The sequence below is a fragment of the Aestuariispira ectoiniformans genome, from assembly GCF_025136295.1.
Lineage (GTDB): Bacteria > Pseudomonadota > Alphaproteobacteria > UBA8366 > Aestuariispiraceae > Aestuariispira_A > Aestuariispira_A ectoiniformans.
The window spans coordinates 3,448,020-3,467,904 of record NZ_CP062788.1 but is presented as its reverse complement, the minus strand read 5'-3'; the positions used below and the strand labels follow the sequence as shown (position 1 = coordinate 3,467,904).

Annotated in this window: 17 protein-coding genes and 3 tRNA genes; 14 read left to right on the top strand and 6 right to left on the bottom strand. The window is 56.6% G+C overall.

Annotated elements, in window-relative coordinates; translation table 11 throughout:
- Positions 1-129 precede the first annotated feature (129 nt).
- From IF205_RS16335 to rlmB, 5 genes are all read right to left on the bottom strand, one after another.
- Positions 130-891 (bottom strand): DUF799 domain-containing protein, encoded by a 762-nt coding sequence (locus IF205_RS16335; protein ID WP_259780420.1) that lies wholly within the window; start codon positions 889-891, stop codon positions 130-132.
- On the bottom strand, positions 872-1,267 hold the full coding sequence (locus tag IF205_RS16330) for a DUF4810 domain-containing protein (protein ID WP_259780419.1): 396 nt from the start codon (positions 1,265-1,267) through the stop codon (positions 872-874). The genes IF205_RS16335 and IF205_RS16330 overlap by 20 nt, the downstream gene beginning before the upstream one ends.
- 19 nt (positions 1,268-1,286) lie before the next feature.
- Complete coding sequence (locus IF205_RS16325; protein ID WP_259780418.1) at positions 1,287-1,586, bottom strand: hypothetical protein; 300 nt, start codon at positions 1,584-1,586, stop codon at positions 1,287-1,289.
- Entirely contained in the window at positions 1,583-2,557 is a 975-nt protein-coding gene (locus IF205_RS16320) for a CsgG/HfaB family protein (protein WP_259780417.1), read from the bottom strand. The genes IF205_RS16325 and IF205_RS16320 overlap by 4 nt, the downstream gene beginning before the upstream one ends.
- Positions 2,558-2,705: 148 nt before the next feature.
- Positions 2,706-3,530: a 23S rRNA (guanosine(2251)-2'-O)-methyltransferase RlmB gene (gene rlmB, locus IF205_RS16315; RefSeq protein ID WP_259780416.1), complete on the bottom strand. Its 825-nt coding sequence runs from the start codon at positions 3,528-3,530 to the stop codon at positions 2,706-2,708.
- Positions 3,531-3,753: 223 nt separating this feature from the next.
- On the opposite strand from rlmB, the gene IF205_RS16310 reads away from it, so the two are divergent.
- The 12 genes from IF205_RS16310 to rpoC all read left to right on the top strand — a co-directional run bounded on the left by IF205_RS16310 (position 3,754) and on the right by rpoC (position 17,438).
- A tRNA-Tyr gene (locus IF205_RS16310) sits at positions 3,754-3,838 on the top strand.
- Between the two features lie 47 nt (positions 3,839-3,885).
- Positions 3,886-3,959 (top strand) — tRNA-Gly (locus IF205_RS16305).
- A 64-nt stretch (positions 3,960-4,023) separates the two neighbouring features.
- Entirely contained in the window at positions 4,024-5,214 is a 1,191-nt protein-coding gene (tuf, locus tag IF205_RS16300) for an elongation factor Tu (protein WP_259780403.1), read from the top strand.
- Positions 5,215-5,224: 10 nt separating this feature from the next.
- Positions 5,225-5,300: transfer RNA gene (locus IF205_RS16295), tRNA-Trp, on the top strand.
- Positions 5,301-5,389: 89 nt separating this feature from the next.
- Positions 5,390-5,578 carry a preprotein translocase subunit SecE gene (gene secE / locus IF205_RS16290; protein ID WP_259780415.1) on the top strand — a complete coding sequence of 63 codons (189 nt, stop codon included), beginning with the start codon at positions 5,390-5,392 and terminating at the stop codon, positions 5,576-5,578.
- Between the two features lie 24 nt (positions 5,579-5,602).
- A complete protein-coding gene (gene nusG, locus IF205_RS16285) occupies positions 5,603-6,133 on the top strand; it encodes a transcription termination/antitermination protein NusG (RefSeq protein WP_259780414.1) in 531 nt (176 codons plus the stop codon).
- 123 nt (positions 6,134-6,256) lie between these two features.
- On the top strand, positions 6,257-6,685 hold the full coding sequence (gene rplK, locus IF205_RS16280; protein ID WP_259780413.1) for a 50S ribosomal protein L11: 429 nt from the start codon (positions 6,257-6,259) through the stop codon (positions 6,683-6,685).
- A 5-nt stretch (positions 6,686-6,690) separates the two neighbouring features.
- Entirely contained in the window at positions 6,691-7,392 is a 702-nt protein-coding gene (gene rplA / locus IF205_RS16275; RefSeq protein WP_259780412.1) for a 50S ribosomal protein L1, read from the top strand.
- Between the two features lie 294 nt (positions 7,393-7,686).
- Positions 7,687-8,196, top strand: coding sequence for a 50S ribosomal protein L10 (gene rplJ, locus IF205_RS16270; protein WP_259780411.1), 510 nt, complete (start codon positions 7,687-7,689; stop codon positions 8,194-8,196).
- 45 nt (positions 8,197-8,241) lie between these two features.
- A complete protein-coding gene (gene rplL / locus IF205_RS16265; protein WP_259780410.1) occupies positions 8,242-8,619 on the top strand; it encodes a 50S ribosomal protein L7/L12 in 378 nt (125 codons plus the stop codon).
- Between the two features lie 176 nt (positions 8,620-8,795).
- The gene (gene rpoB, locus IF205_RS16260) at positions 8,796-12,974 is read left to right on the top strand and encodes a DNA-directed RNA polymerase subunit beta (RefSeq protein ID WP_259780409.1); all 4,179 of its coding nucleotides are present in this window, start codon (positions 8,796-8,798) and stop codon (positions 12,972-12,974) included.
- A gap of 123 nt (positions 12,975-13,097) precedes the next feature.
- A complete protein-coding gene (gene rpoC, locus IF205_RS16255; protein WP_259780408.1) occupies positions 13,098-17,438 on the top strand; it encodes a DNA-directed RNA polymerase subunit beta' in 4,341 nt (1,446 codons plus the stop codon).
- A gap of 114 nt (positions 17,439-17,552) precedes the next feature.
- Here the strand turns inward: rpoC and IF205_RS16250 are convergent, their stop codons facing one another.
- Complete coding sequence (locus IF205_RS16250; protein WP_259780407.1) at positions 17,553-18,419, bottom strand: DMT family transporter; 867 nt, start codon at positions 18,417-18,419, stop codon at positions 17,553-17,555.
- A gap of 610 nt (positions 18,420-19,029) precedes the next feature.
- Here IF205_RS16250 and rpsL point away from each other — a divergent pair.
- Complete coding sequence (gene rpsL / locus IF205_RS16245) at positions 19,030-19,401, top strand: 30S ribosomal protein S12 (protein WP_259780406.1); 372 nt, start codon at positions 19,030-19,032, stop codon at positions 19,399-19,401.
- Between the two features lie 12 nt (positions 19,402-19,413).
- A complete protein-coding gene (gene rpsG / locus IF205_RS16240; protein ID WP_259780405.1) occupies positions 19,414-19,884 on the top strand; it encodes a 30S ribosomal protein S7 in 471 nt (156 codons plus the stop codon).
- Position 19,885: the final 1 nt, after the last annotated feature.

Sequence of the window (19,885 nt, the reverse complement as noted above, 5' to 3'; positions counted from 1 at the left end):
ATCAATTTTTAACGCGCGGATATCTAACTGGAAAGTGACCGTTAGGCAATAGGTTTCACGACAAATTTTCGCCTGACCGGTCCGGCATGGTTCGGAAACCGGCCAGGCGAAGAATTTCAGGGCCGCAACTTATGTAGAGGGTTTTTCTGCAGTCTCTTCCGGCTTCCCGGTGGTGTCATCTTCCGCTGCGGGTTGATCCTTGGAGGCTGCGTCTTCTTTCGTCTGTACGACCTCCTCCCCGGATTTATATTCGGGAGAGTAGGGGCCCGGCAGCATACCGTCGTTTTTGGCATTGACGGCAATGGCGTTGGCCTGACGCGTCATCGGTATATAATTCGGTGCTGCCCGTTCTACGGCTGCAATCACGGCCTTTGCGATCAAACCCGCGAGGCCGCCGCCCCCGCCACCCTGGTTCGGGGAATACTGCAGATTCTGGGTTTTGCTCCAGAAGGTCTCACCGGTTTCTCCGCTCTTCATAGTGTAGGTAAATGTCACGGTTGTCACCGTGTCGAAAACTACCCATTGCGATGTCCACTTATCAATGGAGACGTAAAGAATTGCATCCGCACCGAATAGCTCACCCAGCACAGTCGGGTCGGAACTGTGAACCAGGTCCGCATCCGACATACCTTCTTCGTCCATGACGTTTTTGACGAGGTTTACCGGGAAGACATAATATCCCTTCTCTGCAATTGGCTTGGCAATTGTGGTCAGGAAGTAGTCCGGTGCCTCTACCTCGACACTGCGGTTCACGGGCATGACCACAAGGATGGATTTTGGATCCAGCTCCCGGTACATAGTGTAGTCAGCCTTGGGCAGTGTGGTTTGGCAGGCAGTGAGGGCCGTAATCACAAGGCCGAGGAGAATGCCTTTATTGAACAGTTTCTGCACTGGCCTGCTCCTCTTTGTCTTTGTTGCCTTCGTCTACTGCCGTGACCCGGATAACCGCGTCCATCAGTTTGGTGGATTCCGGCCAAAGTTTCTTCTCAAGCTCGAAGTAGCGGCGGGCATCGTCGTATCGACCGTCCTGCATGAGCAAATAACCGTATTCGGCGTATAGTCCCGGCGGTACCTTGCCTTTTTGCTCAGCTTTTTCCAGCGTTTCCAACAGATTCGTTTCCAGGGCAGTACGTTGCTCTGTATCCCGATAATAGTTGTAGAGGTCCTGATCGTAGGAGCCCCACATGTAGCGGTCGGTCTGACAACCGACCAGAACAGTCAACAGCACAGCCGCGACCGCTCCTTTTTTAAAGGAGTTGTTTATCATTATTTTCTAATCCATCACATCAGGGGCGGAGGATGGTGACAGAATCACCGGCCACGTAGATCTTTCTGGAGAGCAGTGTTTCGCCGTCCTTGCGGATCTCGATGAGATGAGTGCCTTTGATAACCGTCAGGCTCTGCTTTTTACCGTCATAGTCTCCGGCCATCCCCATCTCCAGTCCATCGACGTAGACCATTGCGGTTGCGGGTACGTTCTGGAAAGCGATGCCGGGGCGCATGTCGGGTGCGGCTGTCCGTTCCGTCGGATGGCTGCAGGCGGCTAGCGTGATGGATATTAGGAGTGCGGAAAAGAATTTCTTCATGACGCGTCCCCTTCTTCAATGAAGAGTGATTTCACAGGCAGCGCCGCAAAGTTGTTTTGCTGAATGACGGCAATGGAGCCTTCGTCGTCTTCCGTGTTGCCGAAATGCGCCAGGATTTCGATGGTGCCGACTTTTGTCGCCGGCAGCTCGATATCAAAGCCGGTCTGCTCACTGCGGATCGTTTCACCGGCCTTCATGACGTTAAGTCTGTCACCGACTTTCAAACCCTGAAACTTTCCGCCACTGATATACATCTTGTCGCCTTCGATCTTGAGGATGTCGGTACGCCAGGGACGTTCATCAAGTTTCGAGATAAGGCTGCTGACGACGTCGGAAACAGCAGCGCCAATTGCGCGGTCGTTGACGGTACCGTCATATTCGGCCCGGTTGCCGAATCCAGCCACATTGCCAGCCTCGCTGCTGGCTTCGCCGTGGCCTTCGGCGGAGAAGAAGGCGTGCCCGGTCCGGGTGTCGACCAAGCGAATCTCCACGGTCGCACGTGCGAGCTGCTTTTTGGTAGAGCTGAAAAAGCCGGTCTTGCCGGTGGTGTGGCGACCGAATTCAGTCACGGAACCAACAACCAGCGTGTCCACGCCAATAAGGTTCTGTTCGGCCTTGAGGTAGGCCTGCTCCGATTTGATTTTCTCGATATCGGGACGTTCGAAGACCATGAACTGGCCGGATTTAACGAGATCGGCCGTGAGCATGTCTGTCGCCTGCTTTCCGAGCGGATCGTCGCTTTTGTTTCGAAGAAATGTTTTCCCATATCGGGTTTCATTGGTGAAGCGCGCAATTGCGACCTTACGTTTGAGGCGTTTGGTATCGGGAAGCAAAGTGGCTTCCTGCGCTGTTTCCTGTTCGGCCTGTGTGGCTGGCGCCTCGGCTTTCGGTACTGGTTTGTCCGGCACTGCACAGGCAGACAAAACAACAACGCCGGCCAAGGCCAGCGCATTACGGTATGACTTGTACAAGATTACCCCCTCTATACTGGACACGCTGTGTTGCAGCTTAACTGTGAACCGGTCTCTTAAATATCCCCGCCGGTCCACAGTCATTTAGGCCAAGGTCAACAGCGTTGTCCAGAGAGCAAATGCGCCAATAGCGTGAAAAAGTCTGAGGCTAACGACTGCACAATGCGTAAAGCACAATCGCGGCGGCATTGGACACATTCAGACTGCCGACGGCGTTTTCCGCCATGGGAATGCGTAGAAGGACGTCGCAATGGTCCCGGGTGAGGCGGCGCAGTCCGCTGCCTTCGGCCCCCATCACGATTGCCGCACGGTCGGGGCGTGTGAAGTCGGGCAGGTCGGTTTCCGACTCTCCTGCAAGGCCAGCACACCAGAAACCTGCGTCCTTCATATGCTCCAGCGCGCGTGCCAGGTTGGGCACGCGAACGAGAGGGGTTGTTTCCAACGCTCCGCTTGCGCTTTTGGCGAGGACTGCCGATTCCGGCGGGGCGTGCCGGTCCTGCATGATGACCGCATCGGCACCGAAAACGGCTGCTGTGCGCAGGATCGCTCCAACGTTATGGGGATCGGTTACCTGATCGAGGACAACGTAGGTCGCATGGTCCGGCAGGCTGAAGAGCAAATCCTCAAGGAAGGTTTCTTCCAGTGGTTGGACAAGGGCGGCGATCCCCTGATGAACGGTGCCTTCGGGAAAAAGCTGGTCGAGGCTCGCGCGGTCCACCAGTTTGGTCTCTATGCCACGGCGTTCTGCCGTTGCGCCATAGGCATCAGCCTGGGCCTTGGTACAGGCCAGCATGCGAAAACGCCGGCTGTCATTGGCCAGGGCGGCCTGGACGGGGTGATTGCCATACAGCCAGTATTGCCCCCCTTTGGCCGGAGGCAGGGCGGGGCCGGGGGCGCCGGCTTTTACGTGGTCCGGCCGGCGCGGCTTGTTGCCGCCCTTTCGAATCTTTCCGTGTTTTTTCTGCATGCTCATAATCATGCCTAACTAGGTCTGAGTGAAGTCGGGCGCAAGTCCCTTTTTCTATAAATAGGCCTGAAGCCGCAGTGTGCCGCGGCTTGTGTTTCTATGATGTAAATTTGCTTCAAAAAAATTCGAAAATGTCGTTGACATTGATCTCCCAAAGCCATAAACCCCGTCTCGCCCAAGCGGCGCACATCGGTGGTTCTACCGAGCGGTTTTTCGGAACTGGTCATGTGGTGGGATGCCCGAGTGGTTAAAGGGGACGGGCTGTAAACCCGTTGGCTTAGCCTACGTTGGTTCGAATCCAACTCCCACCACCACTGATGTCCGGCCGCTGTAGTGGTATGTTTACACGATGCTTTATCATGCGGGTGTAGCTTAATGGTAAAGCCCCAGCCTTCCAAGCTGGTCACGTGGGTTCGATTCCCATCACCCGCTCCAGTTTTGCAAGGTGTAGTCACTTTAATACGCTTTACGGCGCAACTGTCTGTTGGGGATGCTGACGATGGCCAAGGAAAAGTTTGAACGTACGAAACCGCACTGCAACATTGGTACGGTTGGACACGTTGACCACGGTAAAACGACGCTGACGGCAGCGATCACGAAGGTTCTTTCGGAGACGGGCGGCGGTGCTGCTACGGACTTCGCAGACATCGACAAGGCGCCTGAAGAGCGTGAGCGTGGCATTACGATTAACACCGCCCACGTTGAGTATGAGACGGAAGCGCGTCACTACGCCCACGTCGACTGCCCGGGCCACGCCGACTATGTGAAGAACATGATCACCGGTGCGGCGCAGATGGACGGTGCGATCCTGGTTGTGAACGCAGCCGACGGTCCGATGCCGCAGACCCGTGAGCACATCCTGCTTGCGCGTCAGGTTGGCGTTCCGGCCCTGGTTGTGTTCCTGAACAAGGTTGACCAGGTTGACGACGAAGAGCTGCTTGAGCTGGTTGAAATGGAAGTGCGTGAGCTGCTGAGCTCCTACGACTTCCCGGGTGACGACATTCCGGTGATCGCCGGTTCCGCCCTGGCTGCTCTGGAAGGCCGTGACGACGAAATCGGCAAGAACAAGATTCTTGAGCTGATGAAAGCCGTTGACGAATACATCCCGCAGCCGGAACGTCCGAAGGACCAGGCATTCCTGATGCCGATCGAGGACGTGTTCTCCATCTCCGGTCGTGGTACGGTTGTCACCGGTCGTATCGAGCGCGGTGTTGTGAACGTTGGTGAGGAAGTCGAGATCGTTGGTATCCGCGACACCCAGAAAACCACCGTCACGGGCGTTGAAATGTTCCGCAAGCTGCTGGACAGCGGTGAAGCAGGCGACAACATCGGCGCGCTGCTGCGTGGTATCGGTCGTGAAGACGTCGAGCGTGGTCAGGTTCTGGCCAAGCCGGGTTCGATCACGCCGCACACCAAGTTCAAATGCGAGTGCTACATCCTGACGAAAGAAGAAGGTGGCCGTCATACGCCGTTCTTCTCCAACTATCGTCCGCAGTTCTACTTCCGTACGACCGACGTGACCGGTTCCGTCGTTCTGCCGGAAGGCACGGAAATGGTGATGCCGGGCGACAACATCTCCATGGATGTTGAGCTGATCGCACCGATCGCTATGGACGAAGGTCTGCGTTTCGCTATCCGCGAAGGTGGCCGCACCGTCGGTGCTGGCGTCGTCGCTAGCGTCACCGAATAAGGTTTTAAATAGGGGTATAGCTCAGTTGGTAGAGCGACGGTCTCCAAAACCGTAGGTCCTGGGTTCGAATCCTAGTGCCCCTGCCAAAACCCGATATACTTGGCTAAAGCCGGGTACCTTGGAAAACGCCGCTTAGGGCCCCGCGCCCTAGGCGGCAAATAGGTCGAAGGACAGTATGGCAAAAACGACACCAGCTAAATTTGTACGGCAAGTTCGTCAGGAAACGTCGAAAGTTACCTGGCCGACGCGTAAGGAAACCGGTATTGCAACCTTGATGGTTTTCGCTATGGTTGCCGTTATGTCCTTGTTCTTCCTAATGGTCGACGGGATCATTTCCTGGGGCATTCAGTTAATTGTAGGTTAATCCCGTATCGGGTGGAGAATAGCTGTGGCCAAGCGTTGGTATGTAGTTCACGTATATTCCGGATTTGAGAAGAAAGTTGCGGAATCCATTAAGGAGCAGGCTGCTGCCTCCGATATGGCTGATATGATCGAAGATGTGCTGGTTCCGACCGAAGAGGTTGTTGAAATGCGCCGCGGTCAGAAGGTCAGCGCAGAACGCAAGTTCTTCCCGGGCTATATCCTGGCGCATATGGATATGTCCAACGAAACCTGGCATCTGGTAAGCAATACGCCGAAAGTGACCGGTTTCCTCGGTACCGGCAAAAAGCCGACCCCGATCAGCGCCCGCGAAGCAGAGCGTATTCTCCATCAGGTCAAGGAAGGCGTTGAGCGGCCCAAGCCCTCCGTCTCCTTCGAGGTTGGCGAACAGATCCGCGTATGCGACGGTCCGTTCACCTCCTTCAACGGTATGGTGGAAGAAGTTGACGAGGAAAAAGCTCGTCTCAAGGTTACCGTGTCGATCTTTGGCCGCGCGACGCCGGTCGATCTGGAATACTCCCAGGTCGAAAAAATTTAAACTGGGGCTGGACCTATCGGTTCAGATTCAGTAAAAGGCGGCTTCAACTGAATTTGCTGCGGGAGGAACCTCCAAAAGACCAAGGGGGTGCCATACCGCGGCGCGAACTCTGAGAGAGTGAAAATGGCAAAGAAAATTGCGGGCTATATCAAGCTCGAAATTAAAGCTGGCCAGGCGAACCCGTCGCCGCCGGTAGGTCCTGCGCTGGGTCAGCGCGGCCTGAACATTATGGAATTCTGCAAGGCCTTCAACGCTGCGACGCAGAGCATGGAGCCGGGTACCCCGACTCCTGTTGTGATCACGGCTTATGAAGACCGTAGCTTCGACTTCGTCACCAAAACCCCGCCGGCGTCCTACTTCCTGAAGAAGGCCGCCAAGGTGCAGAAGGGTTCCGGTGAGCCGAACAAGAACAAGGTCGGCAAAGTCACCGTTGCGCAGATCCGCGAAATCGCAGAAGCCAAACTGAAAGACATGAATGCTGTCACGGTTGAAGCTGCGATGGAATCCATCAAAGGCAGCGCCCGCTCCATGGGCCTGGAAGTTGAGGAGTAAGGATCATGGCGAAGCTGGGTAAGCGCCTGAAAAAGGCTTACGAAGGCGTTGATCGCGATGCACTGGTCGCGGTTGAAGAAGCTGTTAAGCTGGTTAAGGCCAATGCCTCTGCGAAATTCGATGAAACCATCGAAATCGCAATGAACCTCGGTATCGACCCGCGTCACGCTGACCAGCAGGTCCGCGGTACGGTTGCTCTGCCGGCTGGTACAGGCAAGTCCGTTCGCGTTGCTGTTTTCGCTCGTGGCGATAAGGCTGAGGAAGCGAAAGCTGCCGGTGCTGATATCGTTGGTGCTGAAGACCTGATGGAACAGATCCAGGGCGGTATGCTGGACTTTGACCGTTGCATCGCAACCCCGGACATGATGGCTGTTGTCGGTCGTCTGGGTAAGGTCCTGGGTCCGCGTAACCTGATGCCGAACCCGAAGCTGGGTACCGTGACCCCGAACGTGAAAGATGCTGTTGAAGCCGCCAAGGGTGGTGAAGTACAGTTCCGTGCGGAGAAGAACGGTATCATTCACGCCGGCGTTGGCAAGGCAAGCTTCTCTGAAGAAGCCCTGACCGAAAACGTCAAAGCCTTTGTCAAGGCAATCCAGACGGCCCGTCCGTCCGGCGCTAAAGGCACCTATATCAAGCGTATTGCGTTGTCCTCCACGATGGGCCCGGGTGTTAAAATCGACCCGGTTGACGCTCAGCCGAGCGCATAACGCGACGTAGAGTTTTACGGGACGGGGCTTGCCTCGTCCCGTAAGCAAAAGGCTTCGGTCTTTTGCGACCTGTCCGAGACTGGCGGCGATGACCTTTCGGGGAAATCTTAAATTTGCCTCCAATAGATAGGTAGGAAAGGTTTTTGGATGGGGTCTTTGGCCTCGTCGGGATCCAATCCTCCCGGGCAGGAAGGCGGATCCCTTTTCGTCGTTGGCGAATGGGGGTTCAAATTGGAACCGGCCGTTAGCTTCGCGAATTTCGTTGGGGCGCGGCCAAAGTAGCGGAGACGATCAGTGGACCGTACTAAAAAGGAAAAACTGGTCGCCGAGCTGCAGGATACCTTTGCCAATGCCGGTTTGGTCGTGATTGCCCAGCAATCCGGTCTGACCGTGGCGGAAGTATCCGACCTTCGTGCACAGATGCGCGATGCGGGTGCTGGCTTTAAAGTCACCAAAAACACCCTCGCTCAGATTGCACTGAAGGGCACTAAGTTTGAGCATTTGGCCGATCAGTTCACCGGTCCGACTGCGATTGCGTTCTCTGAAGATCCCGTTGCGGCTGCCAAAGTCGCTGCTGGCTTCGCCAAGAAGAACGAAAAATTGCAGATCGTGGCAGGTGGTCTCGGCGAGCAGGCTCTGGATGCTGCGGGTGTACAAGCCCTGGCCCAGCTGCCTTCCCTCGACGAACTGCGCGGCAAGCTCGTTGGTCTTCTGCAGGCTCCGGCCCAGAAGGTCGCAAGCGTTACCCAGGCTCCGGCTGGCCAGTTGGCCCGCGTTTTCGGTGCCTACGGTGCTTCAAACTAAGTTGCAGTTTGGAAACCATATTATTATTGCCTAGGAGTTGTTAACATGGCTGATCTCGAAAAGCTCGTTGAAGAGCTGTCCACTCTGACTGTTCTGGAAGCAGCAGAGCTGTCTAAACTGTTGGAAGAAAAATGGGGCGTTTCTGCAGCTGCTCCGGTTGCTGTTGCTGCTGTTGCCGGCGCTGCTGGCGGCGAAGCTGCTGCTGAAGAAAAGGACTCCTTCGACGTCGTTCTGGCTTCTGCCGGCGACAAGAAGATCAACGTGATCAAAGAAGTCCGCGCCATCACCGGCCTGGGTCTGAAAGAAGCAAAAGAATTGGTCGAAGGCGCTCCGAGCCCGGTCAAAGAAGGTGCTGCTAAGGCCGAAGCCGAAGAAATCAAGAAGAAGCTGGAAGAAGCAGGCGCAACCGTCGAGCTCAAGTAAGCTTCTTTGCTGCCTTAGGGTGGCAAGCGTTAAAGAGGGGCGCGCCGTTAAGGTGCCGCCCCTCGACGCGCCTCCGGGAAATCGGGGCGCTTTAGGCTTTTCGCAGGGGGCCTATTAATAAAACCCGGCGGAGAACCCGCATAATGCGGGCAGGACGGAAGTTGACGAGGAATAACATGGCCAAGTCGTACACGGGACGGAAGAAGATTCGTAAAAGCTTCGGACGGCTCTCTGAAGTAGCCCCGATGCCGAACCTTATCGAGGTTCAAAAAACTTCTTACGACGCGTTCCTTCAGACCGGAATCGATGCGAAAGATCGCTTTGACGCAGGTCTTCAGGAAGTGTTCAAAGGGGTTTTCCCGATCCGGGACTTTTCGGAACGCAGCCAGCTTGAGTTCGTAAAATACGAGCTGGAACAACCCAAGTACGATGTAGAAGAATGTCAGCAACGCGGCATCACCTATGCGGCACCGCTGAAAGTGACCCTGCGCCTTGTGGTCTGGGATGTGGACGAGGACACCGGTTCCCGCTCCATCCGCGACATCAAGGAACAGGACGTCTACATGGGCGACCTGCCGCTGATGACCGAGCACGGCACCTTCATCGTGAACGGTACCGAGCGTGTCATCGTTTCCCAGATGCACCGTTCCCCGGGTGTGTTCTTCGACCATGACAAGGGCAAGAGCCACTCCTCCGGCAAATATCTGTTTGCCGCACGCGTGATTCCGTATCGCGGTTCCTGGCTCGACTTCGAATTCGACGCCAAGGACCTGGTCTATGTTCGTATCGACCGGCGCCGTAAGCTGCCGGCGACCACGTTGCTGCTGGCGCTCGATAGCGATGCGACGGCTGCACAGCGTGCCGAACTGGCTGAAAGCGGTCAGACTCTGGACCCGGCCAAGGCTTTGGGCCTGACCCCGGAAAATATCCTGAACTATTTCTACGACACCAAGGTCTATAGGCGAGGCAAGAAGGGTTGGACGACTGAGTTCTCTGCCGAAGCTTATAAAGGCCAGAAACTCGAACGCGATCTGGTTGACGCCCGGTCCGGCGAAGTGGTTGCCGAAGCCGGCGCCAAGATGACCCCGCGCACCATCAAAAAGCTCGTGGAAGCCGGTCTGACCGAAGTTTTGGCAGACGAGGGCGAGGTTCTCAGCCGTTTTGTTGCACATGACCTGATCAACGAAGATACCGGTGCGATTTACGTCGAAGCCGGTGACGAGATCACGGGCGAAGTTCTGGAAGTGCTGGAAAATGCCGGCATCACTGAACTGCCGACCCTGAACATCGACGAAGTCACCGTTGGGTCCTATCTGCGTAATACGCTGGCCGCCGACAAGAACGCCAACCGTGAAGATGCGCTGATCGACATTTATCGCGTTATGCGTCCGGGTGAACCGCCGACACTGGAGACGGCAGAATCCCTCTTCAACGGTCTGTTCTTCGATTCCGAACGCTATGACCTGTCCACGGTCGGTCGTGTGAAGATGAACTCCCGTCTGGGCTTCAGCCTGGACGACGTGCCGGATACCCAGCGTACCCTGCGCCGTGAGGACATCCTCGAAATCCTGCGTGTCCTGATTGACCTGAAGGACGGCCGCGGTGAAATCGACGACATCGACCATCTGGGCAACCGTCGTGTCCGTTCCGTCGGCGAACTGATGGAAAACCAGTATCGTGTCGGCCTGCTGCGTATGGAACGTGCCATCCGTGAACGGATGAGTTCCGTCGATATCGACAGCGTGATGCCGCATGACCTGATCAACGCCAAACCGGCTGCTGCCGCAATCCGTGAATTCTTCGGTTCTTCGCAGCTCAGCCAGTTCATGGACCAGACCAACCCGCTTTCCGAAGTGACCCACAAGCGCCGCCTGTCGGCCTTGGGCCCAGGCGGTCTGACCCGTGAGCGTGCAGGCTTTGAGGTTCGTGACGTTCACCCGACCCACTATGGCCGTATCTGCCCGATTGAGACCCCTGAAGGTCCGAACATCGGTCTGATCAACTCTTTGGCCACTTATGCCGTCGTGAACAAATACGGCTTCATCGAAGCACCGTATCGTAAGGTGATCGATGGCAAGGTGACCGACGAGGTCATCTATATGTCGGCTATGGATGAAGGACGTTACACCATTGCACAGGCCAACGCGCCGCGTGCCAAGGACGGTACCTTCGAGGAAGACCTGGTGGCCTGCCGCGCACGCGGTGACTATCTGGTTGCCCGTCCGGAAGACATCGACCTGATCGACGTCTCCCCGAAACAGCTGGTATCGGTTGCTGCGGCTCTTATTCCGTTCCTGGAAAACGATGACGCCAACCGTGCTCTCATGGGCTCGAACATGCAGCGTCAGGCCGTACCGCTCCTGCAGGCCGATGCGCCGCTGGTCGGTACCGGCATGGAAGCTCGTGTGGCCAAGGACTCTGGTGTTGCGATCGTTGCGAAACGCGGCGGTGTGATCGACCAGGTGGATGCGACCCGTGTCGTGATCCGCATGACCGATGCGACCGACGCAGGCGAGTCAGGCGTAGACATCTACAACCTGATGAAGTTCCAGCGTTCCAACCAGAACACCTGCATCACGCAGCGTCCGCTGGTTAAGGTTGGTGACAAGATCGAAGCAGGCGATATCATCGCCGACGGTCCGTCCACCGATTTGGGCGAACTGGCCCTGGGCCGCAACGTGCTTGTCGCGTTCATGCCTTGGAACGGTTACAACTACGAGGATAGTATCCTGATCTCCGAGCGCATCGTCAAAGACGACGTGTTCACCTCGATCCACATCGAGGAATTCGAGATCATGGCCCGTGACACCAAGCTGGGTCAGGAAGAAATCACGCGCGATATCCCGAACGTCGGTGAAGAAGCGCTGAAGAACCTGGACGAGGCCGGTATCGTTTACATCGGTGCCGAGGTGAAGGCTGGCGACATTCTCGTCGGTAAGGTGACGCCGAAGGGTGAAAGCCCGATGACGCCGGAAGAAAAACTTCTGCGCGCCATCTTCGGTGAAAAGGCATCCGACGTTCGCGATACCTCCCTGCGTGTGCCGCCGGGGGACCGTGGTACGGTCGTCGAAGTCCGTGTCTTCTCCCGTCGTGGTATCGACAAGGACGAACGTGCGCTCGCCATTGAGCGCGCGGAAATCGAACGCCTTGCCAAGGACCGTGACGACGAGAAAGCGATCCTGGAACGTTCCTTCCGCAATCGCTTCCTGGACATGGTCAATGGTCAGGTTGTCACCGGTGGGCCGAAAGGCATGGCGACCGGTGGTAAAGTGACCGAGGACCTGCTGGACGAGTTCACCACGGCACAGTGGCGTCAGATCACGGTTGAAGACGAGGCCGTGAACGATGCTCTGGAAGTACTGAAGAAACAGTATGACGACTCTGTTGCACTGGTTCAGGCGCGTTTTGAAGATAAGGTTGATAAGGTCCAGGCCGGTGACGAACTGCCGCCGGGCGTGATGAAAATGGTCAAGGTCTTCGTTGCTGTTAAGCGTAAGCTGCAGCCGGGTGACAAGATGGCCGGCCGTCACGGTAACAAGGGTGTGATTTCCAAAATCATGCCGCAAGAGGATATGCCTTATCTGGGAGATGGTCAGCCGGTTGACATCGTGCTCAACCCGCTGGGCGTGCCGTCCCGTATGAACGTCGGTCAGATTCTGGAGACCCATTTGGGCTGGGCATGTGCCGAGTTTGGTAAGCAGGTGAGTGAAGCGCTGGAAGCATATCGTGCCGGTGGCGCGATTGCAGACCTGCGTAACAATCTGACCGAGCTCTACAACCACGAGGAAAGTGCCGAGGAGATCAAGGATCTCGGCGACAAGGAGGTTGTGGAACTTGCGGGTAACCTGCAGAAGGGTATTCCGATTGCAACGCCGGTCTTTGACGGGGCGCGGTCCGAGGATATCAACGAGGCGCTTGAACGTGCTGGTCTCAGCACCTCCGGCCAGGCCGTCCTGACGGATGGTCGTACCGGCGAACAGTTCGACCGTCCGGTAACCGTTGGCTACATCTACATGCTGAAACTGCATCACCTGGTTGATGACAAACTGCATGCCCGTTCGATTGGCCCGTACAGTCTGGTCACGCAGCAGCCGCTGGGTGGTAAGGCACAGTTCGGTGGCCAGCGTTTCGGGGAGATGGAAGTCTGGGCACTGGAAGCCTACGGCGCGGCTTACACGCTGCAGGAAATGTTGACCGTGAAATCGGACGACGTCTCCGGCCGCACGAAGGTCTACGAAGCAATCGTCCGTGGCGATGACAACTTCGAGGCTGGTATTCCGGAATCCTTCAACGTGTTGGTGAAGGAACTGCGGTCCCTTGGCTTGAACGTCGACCTGCAGCAGCAGGACCTCTAATGGTTTTGGGCGGTAGGCATTGCCTGCCGCCCGCCATTCGATGATCAAGCAAAGTCGGTTGTGAGCGAGCTTTACGGCAAGCCATAAGAAGCGTCGCGAGAATGACGCGAAGGAGAGCCTAAAATGAATGAGTTGATGCAGCTTTTCGGTCAGCCCCAGGGCCTGCAGACTTTCGATCGGATGCGTATTTCGATCGCCTCCCCGGATCAGATCCGGGCCTGGTCCTACGGTGAGATCAAAAAACCGGAAACGATCAACTACCGGACCTTCAAACCGGAGCGCGACGGCCTGTTCTGCGCCCGTATCTTCGGTCCGATCAAGGATTACGAATGCTTGTGCGGCAAGTACAAGCGTATGAAATACAAAGGCATCGTCTGCGAAAAATGCGGCGTGGAAGTAACCCTTTCCAAGGTTCGCCGCGAACGCATGGGCCACATCCAGCTGGCCTCGCCGGTTGCTCATATCTGGTTCCTGAAATCCCTGCCGAGCCGTATTGGTCTTCTGATCGACATTACGCTCAAGGACCTGGAACGTGTTCTGTATTTCGAGAACTACATGGTGACCGAACCGGGTCTGACGCCGTTGAAGCGTTTCCAGCTTCTGACGGAAGAAGAATTCCTGGATGCTCAGGACGAATATGGTGACGAAAACTTCACCGCCATGATCGGCGCAGAAGCCCTGCAGGGCGTTCTGTCCGAAATGGACATTGAAGAAGAGATCGAAGTCACCCGCACCGACCTGGCGGAAACCGGTTCCGAAGCCAAGCGCAAGAAGCTGGTGAAGCGCCTGAAACTGCTGGAAGGCTTCCAGGCAAGCGGCACGCGTCCGGAATGGATGATCATGGAAGTGATCCCGGTCATTCCGCCGGAACTGCGTCCGCTGGTTCCGCTGGATGGTGGCCGTTTCGCGACTTCCGACCTGAACGATCTGTATCGTCGTGTGATCAACCGTAACAACCGTCTCAGCCGCCTGATCGAACTGCGTGCGCCGGACATCATTGTCCGTAACGAAAAACGTATGTTGCAGGAATCTGTTGACGCCCTGTTCGACAACGGCCGCCGCGGCCGTGTGATCACCGGCGCCAACAAGCGTCCGCTGAAATCCTTGAGCGACATGCTGAAAGGTAAACAGGGCCGCTTCCGTCAGAACCTGCTTGGTAAGCGTGTAGACTATTCCGGTCGTTCCGTGATCGTGGTTGGTCCGGAACTGCTGTTGCACCAATGCGGTCTGCCGAAAAAGATGGCGCTGGAACTGTTCAAGCCCTTCATCTATGCGAAGCTTGAACTCTACGGCATGGCGTCCACCATCAAGGCTGCAAAGCGCATGGTGGAAAAGGAGCGCCCGGAAGTCTGGGATATCCTGGAAGAGGTTATCCGTGAGCATCCGGTCCTGCTGAACCGTGCACCGACCCTGCACCGTCTTGGTATCCAGGCATTTGAACCGGTCCTGATCGAAGGTAAAGCCATTCAGCTTCACCCGCTGGTCTGTGCTGCGTTCAACGCTGACTTCGACGGTGACCAGATGGCGGTTCACGTGCCGCTGAGCCTGGAAGCACAGCTCGAAGCCCGCGTCCTGATGATGTCCACGAACAACATCCTGTCCCCGGCAAACGGTAAGCCGATTATCGTGCCGTCTCAGGATATCATTCTGGGCCTCTACTACATTACGACCGAGCGTACGGACCACGTGGGCGAACAGGTCAGCATCGACTCTGAAGAGGCGATGACGGCTGCTCTGGAACGTGGCGACGTTGTCCTGCGTGAGGCTGGTAACCTTCATAAGGCCGTTGAAGGCCTGGAGGGCAAGGAAGCCTTCAAACAGTTGAAGGCCGGTAAGGTCACGGCCCATCGCGTGGCGCTGTTTGCTGCCATGTCCGAACTGGAACATGCGCTGGACTCCAAGGCCATCACTCTGCACACCCGCATCAAGGCGCTCTATGAGACCGTGAATGCTGACGGCGAAATGGTTATCCAGAAAGTGGTCACCACGCCGGGTCGTATGCTGATGAGCCAGATCCTGCCGAAGCACAAAAACGTGCCGTTCAGCCTGATCAACCGCATTCTGACCAAGAAGGAAGTTACCAACATGATCGACGTGGTCTATCGCCACTGCGGTCAGAAAGAGACGGTGATCTTCTGTGACAAGCTGATGGGCCTCGGCTTCGGCTGGGCATGCCGCGCCGGTATCTCCTTCGGTAAGGATGACATGATCATTCCGGATACCAAGGAAGAGCTGATCAACGCTGCCCAGGATCAGGTCAAGGAATACGAACAGCAGTATATGGACGGTCTCATCACCCAGGGTGAGAAATACAACAAGGTAGTCGACGTTTGGGCATCCTGCACCGACAAGATTGCCGAAGACATGATGAAGGTCATGTCCTCGCCGGGTGAAAAAGGTCTGAACTCCGTTTACATGATGGCGCATTCCGGTGCCCGTGGTTCTGCCGCACAGATTAAGCAGCTTGCCGGTATGCGTGGTCTGATGGCCAAGCCGGATGGCTCAATCATTGAAACGCCGATTATCTCCAACTTTAAAGAGGGCCTGACCGTTCTCGAGTACTTCAACTCGACCCACGGTGCCCGTAAAGGTCTGGCGGATACGGCGTTGAAAACGGCTAACTCCGGTTACCTGACCCGTCGTCTGGTTGACGTGGCCCAGGACTGCATCATCGTTGAACATGATTGTGGCACGGAAGAAGGCCTCACCATGCGTGCGGTCATCGAAGGCGGCGACGTGATCGAAGGTCTGGCTGAACGTATCCTGGGTCGCTGTGTGGCCGAAGATGTCGTTCATCCGCTGACCGGTGACGTGATCGTCGCCCGGGGCGGGTTGATCGATGAGCCCCTCGCGGATGAGATCGAAACGGCAGGTGTGGATGCGGTCAAGATTCGCTCCGTCCTGACCTGTGAGACCAAGGGCGGTGCCTGTGCGGTCTGCTACGGTCGTGACCTGGCCCGTGGTACGATGGTCAACAGCGGCGAAGCTGTTGGTGTCATCGCGGCTCAGTCCATCGGTGAACCGGGTACACAGCTTACCATGCGTACCTTCCACATCGGTGGTGCGGCACAGCGTGGTGCGGAACAGAATTCCGTAGAGAGTTCCGTCGACGGTTCGGTCAAGATCAACAACCGCAACGTGGTTATGGACAGTGACAACCGTCCGGTGGTCATGGGCCGTAACTGTGAGGTTGTCCTGCTGGACGAGATCGGCCGTGAACGCGCCCGTCATCGCGTGCCTTATGGCACAAGGCTGAAAGTCGACGAAGGCGACGGTGTGGTTCAGGGGCAGACAATTGCCGAATGGGATCCCTACACCATTCCGATCATCACCGAGCGTGCCGGTGTTGCCCACTATGTGGACCTGGTCGAAGGCGCGTCCGTTCGTGACGTGGTTGACGAAGCCACGGGTATCGCCAGCAAGGTTGTGATCGACTGGAAACAGCAGGCGAAGGGTGCCGACCTGAAGCCGCGCATCACCCTGCGTGATGAGGCCGGTGAAGTCATCACCCTGCCGAACGGTATGGAAGCCCGCTATTTCATGTCCGTGGACGCAATCCTGTCGGTTGGCAATGGTCAGACGGTACAGGCCGGCGACGTTCTTGCCCGTATCCCGCGTGAAAGCTCCAAGACCCGTGACATTACGGGTGGTCTGCCGCGCGTGGCGGAACTGTTCGAAGCCCGTAAGCCGAAAGACTTCTCGGTTATCGCGGATCAGGACGGCTACGTCGAATTCGGCAAGGACTATAAGACCAAGCGCCGTATCGTCATCCGTCCGGCTGACGAAAGTGTCGAGGCGTCTGAATATCTGGTGCCGAAGGGTAAGCATATTGCCGTTCAGGAAGGCGACTTCATCCGCAAGGGTGAGATGCTGATGGATGGTAACCCGGTTCCGCACGACATCCTGGAAGTTCTGGGTGTCGAGGCGCTGGCCGATTACCTCTGCAAGGAAATCCAGGACGTCTATCGTCTGCAGGGTGTGAAGATCAACGATAAGCATATCGAAGTGATCGTCCGCCAGATGCTGCAGAAGGTGGAAATTCTGGATCCGGGCGAAACCTATCTGCTGACCGGCGAAACGCTGGATCGTGAAGAGGTGGATGAGGTTAACGAGAAGGCTGCGGCTGAAAACCGTGCTCCGGCTAAGTTCAAGCCGATCCTGCAGGGTATCACCAAGGCGAGCCTGCAGACCAAGTCCTTCATCTCCGCTGCTTCCTTCCAGGAGACGACACGCGTCCTGACCGATGCCGCTGTCAACGGCAAGATGGACTCGCTGGAAGGCCTGAAAGAGAACGTCATCGTGGGTCGCCTGATCCCGGCCGGTACCGGCTCGGTGATGAAACACCTGCGTCAGGTTGCTGCTGACAAGGACCGCCAGATTCAGGCGGACCGTGCGGCCAACCGGAACGACGGTGCCCAGGTCATCGATGGCGAGAACGGTGAAGAACAGCCTGCCGCAGAATAAGCGGTAAGACTTTCGATCTGATAAAACCCCCGCAGGAAACTGCGGGGGTTTTTCTATGTGCGTTCCGGCAGGTAACCGGCAGGCCCATGCCGCGTGGCAATAGGGCGGGCTGGGTCAGGCGGTGCGGCGGTGCTCCTTGCGGATATTCATGAGGTTGCCGGTCAGGATCAGCCCGGCCCCAAGGAACAGCGCCAGGTCGACCTGCTCGTTGTAGAGGAGGAAGCCGACAAGGGCGACGAGAGGCAGGCGCATGAAATCCATGGGGGCGACAACCGTGGCGTCGGCCAGCTTCATTGCCTGCGCGATACAGTAGTGTGCGGTGAAGGCCGCGATGCCGATTGTAATCAGCCAGGGCCAGGAGGCGAGGGGAGGCGTTTGCCAGACCATCAGCGCGGGGACCAGTCCGAAGACGGCTTGCATCCCGACCATATAGAACAGGATATTGAGTGAGCTTTGATCGCGGCTTAGCTTTTTCGTGAAGACATGGGTCGTTGAAAAGCCCACGGCTGCCGCCAGCACGATAAAGGCGACCGGGTCGATTGCTTCCAGACCGGGCCTCAGAATGATGAGGATGCCGGTAAAGCCCAGCAGGATCGTGGTGATCCGCGTCCGCGTAAGCCGCTCTCCCAAGGCGAATGTCGCGATCATTGCTGTCCAGATCGGGGTGGTGAACTCTATGGCGAAGACCTCCGCCAGCGGTATCACGGAGACCGCAAAGAACCAACCGTATTGCGCGCCGAAATGGAACAGGTTACGGCAGAAATGAATGCCAGGATAACGCAGGCGCAACTGACCGACGCCACTTCGCCAGCAAACAAGAGCGACAATGATAAGGCCGATCAGGCTTCGGATGAACATATACTGGATAACCGGCAGATCCGCCGCCAGTTCCCGACCTCCGACGGCCATGGCAATGAAGGACACAAGCGCGCCCAACATCCAAAGTCCCGCCCCAACGATATGACTGCCCGTCAACCCCATAACCTTCGGCCCCCTGCTGATTTGATTTGTTATTATAGATTGGTCGAATCTGCATAGGGGAATCACCTATTGCTGGCAAGCGGAAGGCTCGGCATAGCTTTTGTGACGGCACATGATTCACTGGCCTTATAGGGACGCCCGCGAGGGGAGGCTGGAATTCGTGGAAAGAATGAATTAGGCCGTGACGAATTGGTGAAATATTAATACAACGGCTGGTGATTCCAACCGTGAATCCACCATATATGGGATGCCGGGAAAGCGCCGGAATCTTTTACTTGACGCGCTCTCCACCTCTGCATAGTATCCGCCCGCCTCTAAGAGGGAATTGGACAGTAGGCCCAATCTGGACGGACGACCGCCGAGCCGGACGCTTTGACTGACAGGCATGTCTCAGACATGAACTCTACAGAAAGCGGAAAGAGCCTAAACGCAATGCCCGGGTAATCTTAAGGGACGACTATAAGCCGCGTGAAGCGGCTGCTCGAGTTTTTAGCTGCTTCGATGGCAGGATCGAGAGATCTCGCTGTCGGGGTGATGCGCATCGTGATGATCGCGATGCGTGACCACGTTCGAACGTAATGGTTGAGACGAGAAGGCGAAGAGAGACGCAATGCCGACGATTAACCAGCTGATCCGCAAAGCGCGGAAAGATAAGCCGAAGCGCGATATGGTGCCGGCTTTGAAAGCTTGCCCGCAAAAGCGTGGCGTTTGCACCCGTGTGTACACGACGACCCCGAAAAAGCCGAACTCGGCTCTTCGTAAGGTTGCGCGTGTGCGTTTGACTAACGGGTATGAGGTGACCAGCTACATCCCCGGTGAGGGGCATAACCTGCAGGAACACTCTGTAGTTATGATCCGTGGCGGTCGTGTGAAGGACTTGCCGGGTGTGCGTTACCACACCATTCGCGGCACCTTGGATACGCAGGGCGTCAAGGATCGTCGTCAGCGCCGTTCCAAGTATGGCGCGAAGCGTCCGAAATAAGGGTATTAAACCATGTCTCGACGTCATAGTGCTGAGAAGCGTGAGATCCTGCCCGACGCCAAATTCGGCGATGTAGTGATCTCCAAATTCATCAATGCGGTCATGCTGGACGGTAAAAAGTCCACGGCCGAGAAAATTGTTTATGGTGCTTTCGATCTGCTGAACAGCCGCACCGGTAATGATCCGGTTGCCACGTTCCACGAAGCCCTGGAAAACGTGAAGCCGCATCTGGAGGTGCGCTCCCGCCGTGTCGGTGGTGCAACCTACCAGGTTCCGGTTGAAGTCCGTGCCGAACGCGCACAGACCCTCGCGTTCCGCTGGCTGATCGATATGGCCCGTAAACGTTCTGAAAACACCATGATGGAACGTCTGTCCGGCGAACTGCTGGACGCGGCTAACAGCCGTGGCGCATCCATCAAGAAGCGCGAAGATACGCATAAGATGGCGGAAGCCAACCGTGCATTCTCGCACTATCGCTGGTAAG

What these genes read in the sequence shown, in the direction of transcription:
- rplK (WP_259780413.1), top strand. Translation starts at nt 6,257, where the DNA reads ATGGCAAAGAAAATTGCGGGCTATATCAAGCTCGAAATTAAAGCTGGC.
- secE (WP_259780415.1), top strand. Translation starts at nt 5,390, where the DNA reads ATGGCAAAAACGACACCAGCTAAATTTGTACGGCAAGTTCGTCAGGAA.
- rplL (WP_259780410.1), top strand. Translation starts at nt 8,242, where the DNA reads ATGGCTGATCTCGAAAAGCTCGTTGAAGAGCTGTCCACTCTGACTGTT.
- tuf (WP_259780403.1), top strand. Translation starts at nt 4,024, where the DNA reads ATGGCCAAGGAAAAGTTTGAACGTACGAAACCGCACTGCAACATTGGT.
- rpsL (WP_259780406.1), top strand. Translation starts at nt 19,030, where the DNA reads ATGCCGACGATTAACCAGCTGATCCGCAAAGCGCGGAAAGATAAGCCG.
- rpoB (WP_259780409.1), top strand. Translation starts at nt 8,796, where the DNA reads ATGGCCAAGTCGTACACGGGACGGAAGAAGATTCGTAAAAGCTTCGGA.
- rpoC (WP_259780408.1), top strand. Translation starts at nt 13,098, where the DNA reads ATGAATGAGTTGATGCAGCTTTTCGGTCAGCCCCAGGGCCTGCAGACT.
- rlmB (WP_259780416.1), bottom strand. Translation starts at nt 3,530, where the DNA reads ATGAGCATGCAGAAAAAACACGGAAAGATTCGAAAGGGCGGCAACAAG.
- IF205_RS16250 (WP_259780407.1), bottom strand. Translation starts at nt 18,419, where the DNA reads ATGGGGTTGACGGGCAGTCATATCGTTGGGGCGGGACTTTGGATGTTG.
- IF205_RS16325 (WP_259780418.1), bottom strand. Translation starts at nt 1,586, where the DNA reads ATGAAGAAATTCTTTTCCGCACTCCTAATATCCATCACGCTAGCCGCC.
- rplA (WP_259780412.1), top strand. Translation starts at nt 6,691, where the DNA reads ATGGCGAAGCTGGGTAAGCGCCTGAAAAAGGCTTACGAAGGCGTTGAT.
- rpsG (WP_259780405.1), top strand. Translation starts at nt 19,414, where the DNA reads ATGTCTCGACGTCATAGTGCTGAGAAGCGTGAGATCCTGCCCGACGCC.
- IF205_RS16330 (WP_259780419.1), bottom strand. Translation starts at nt 1,267, where the DNA reads ATGATAAACAACTCCTTTAAAAAAGGAGCGGTCGCGGCTGTGCTGTTG.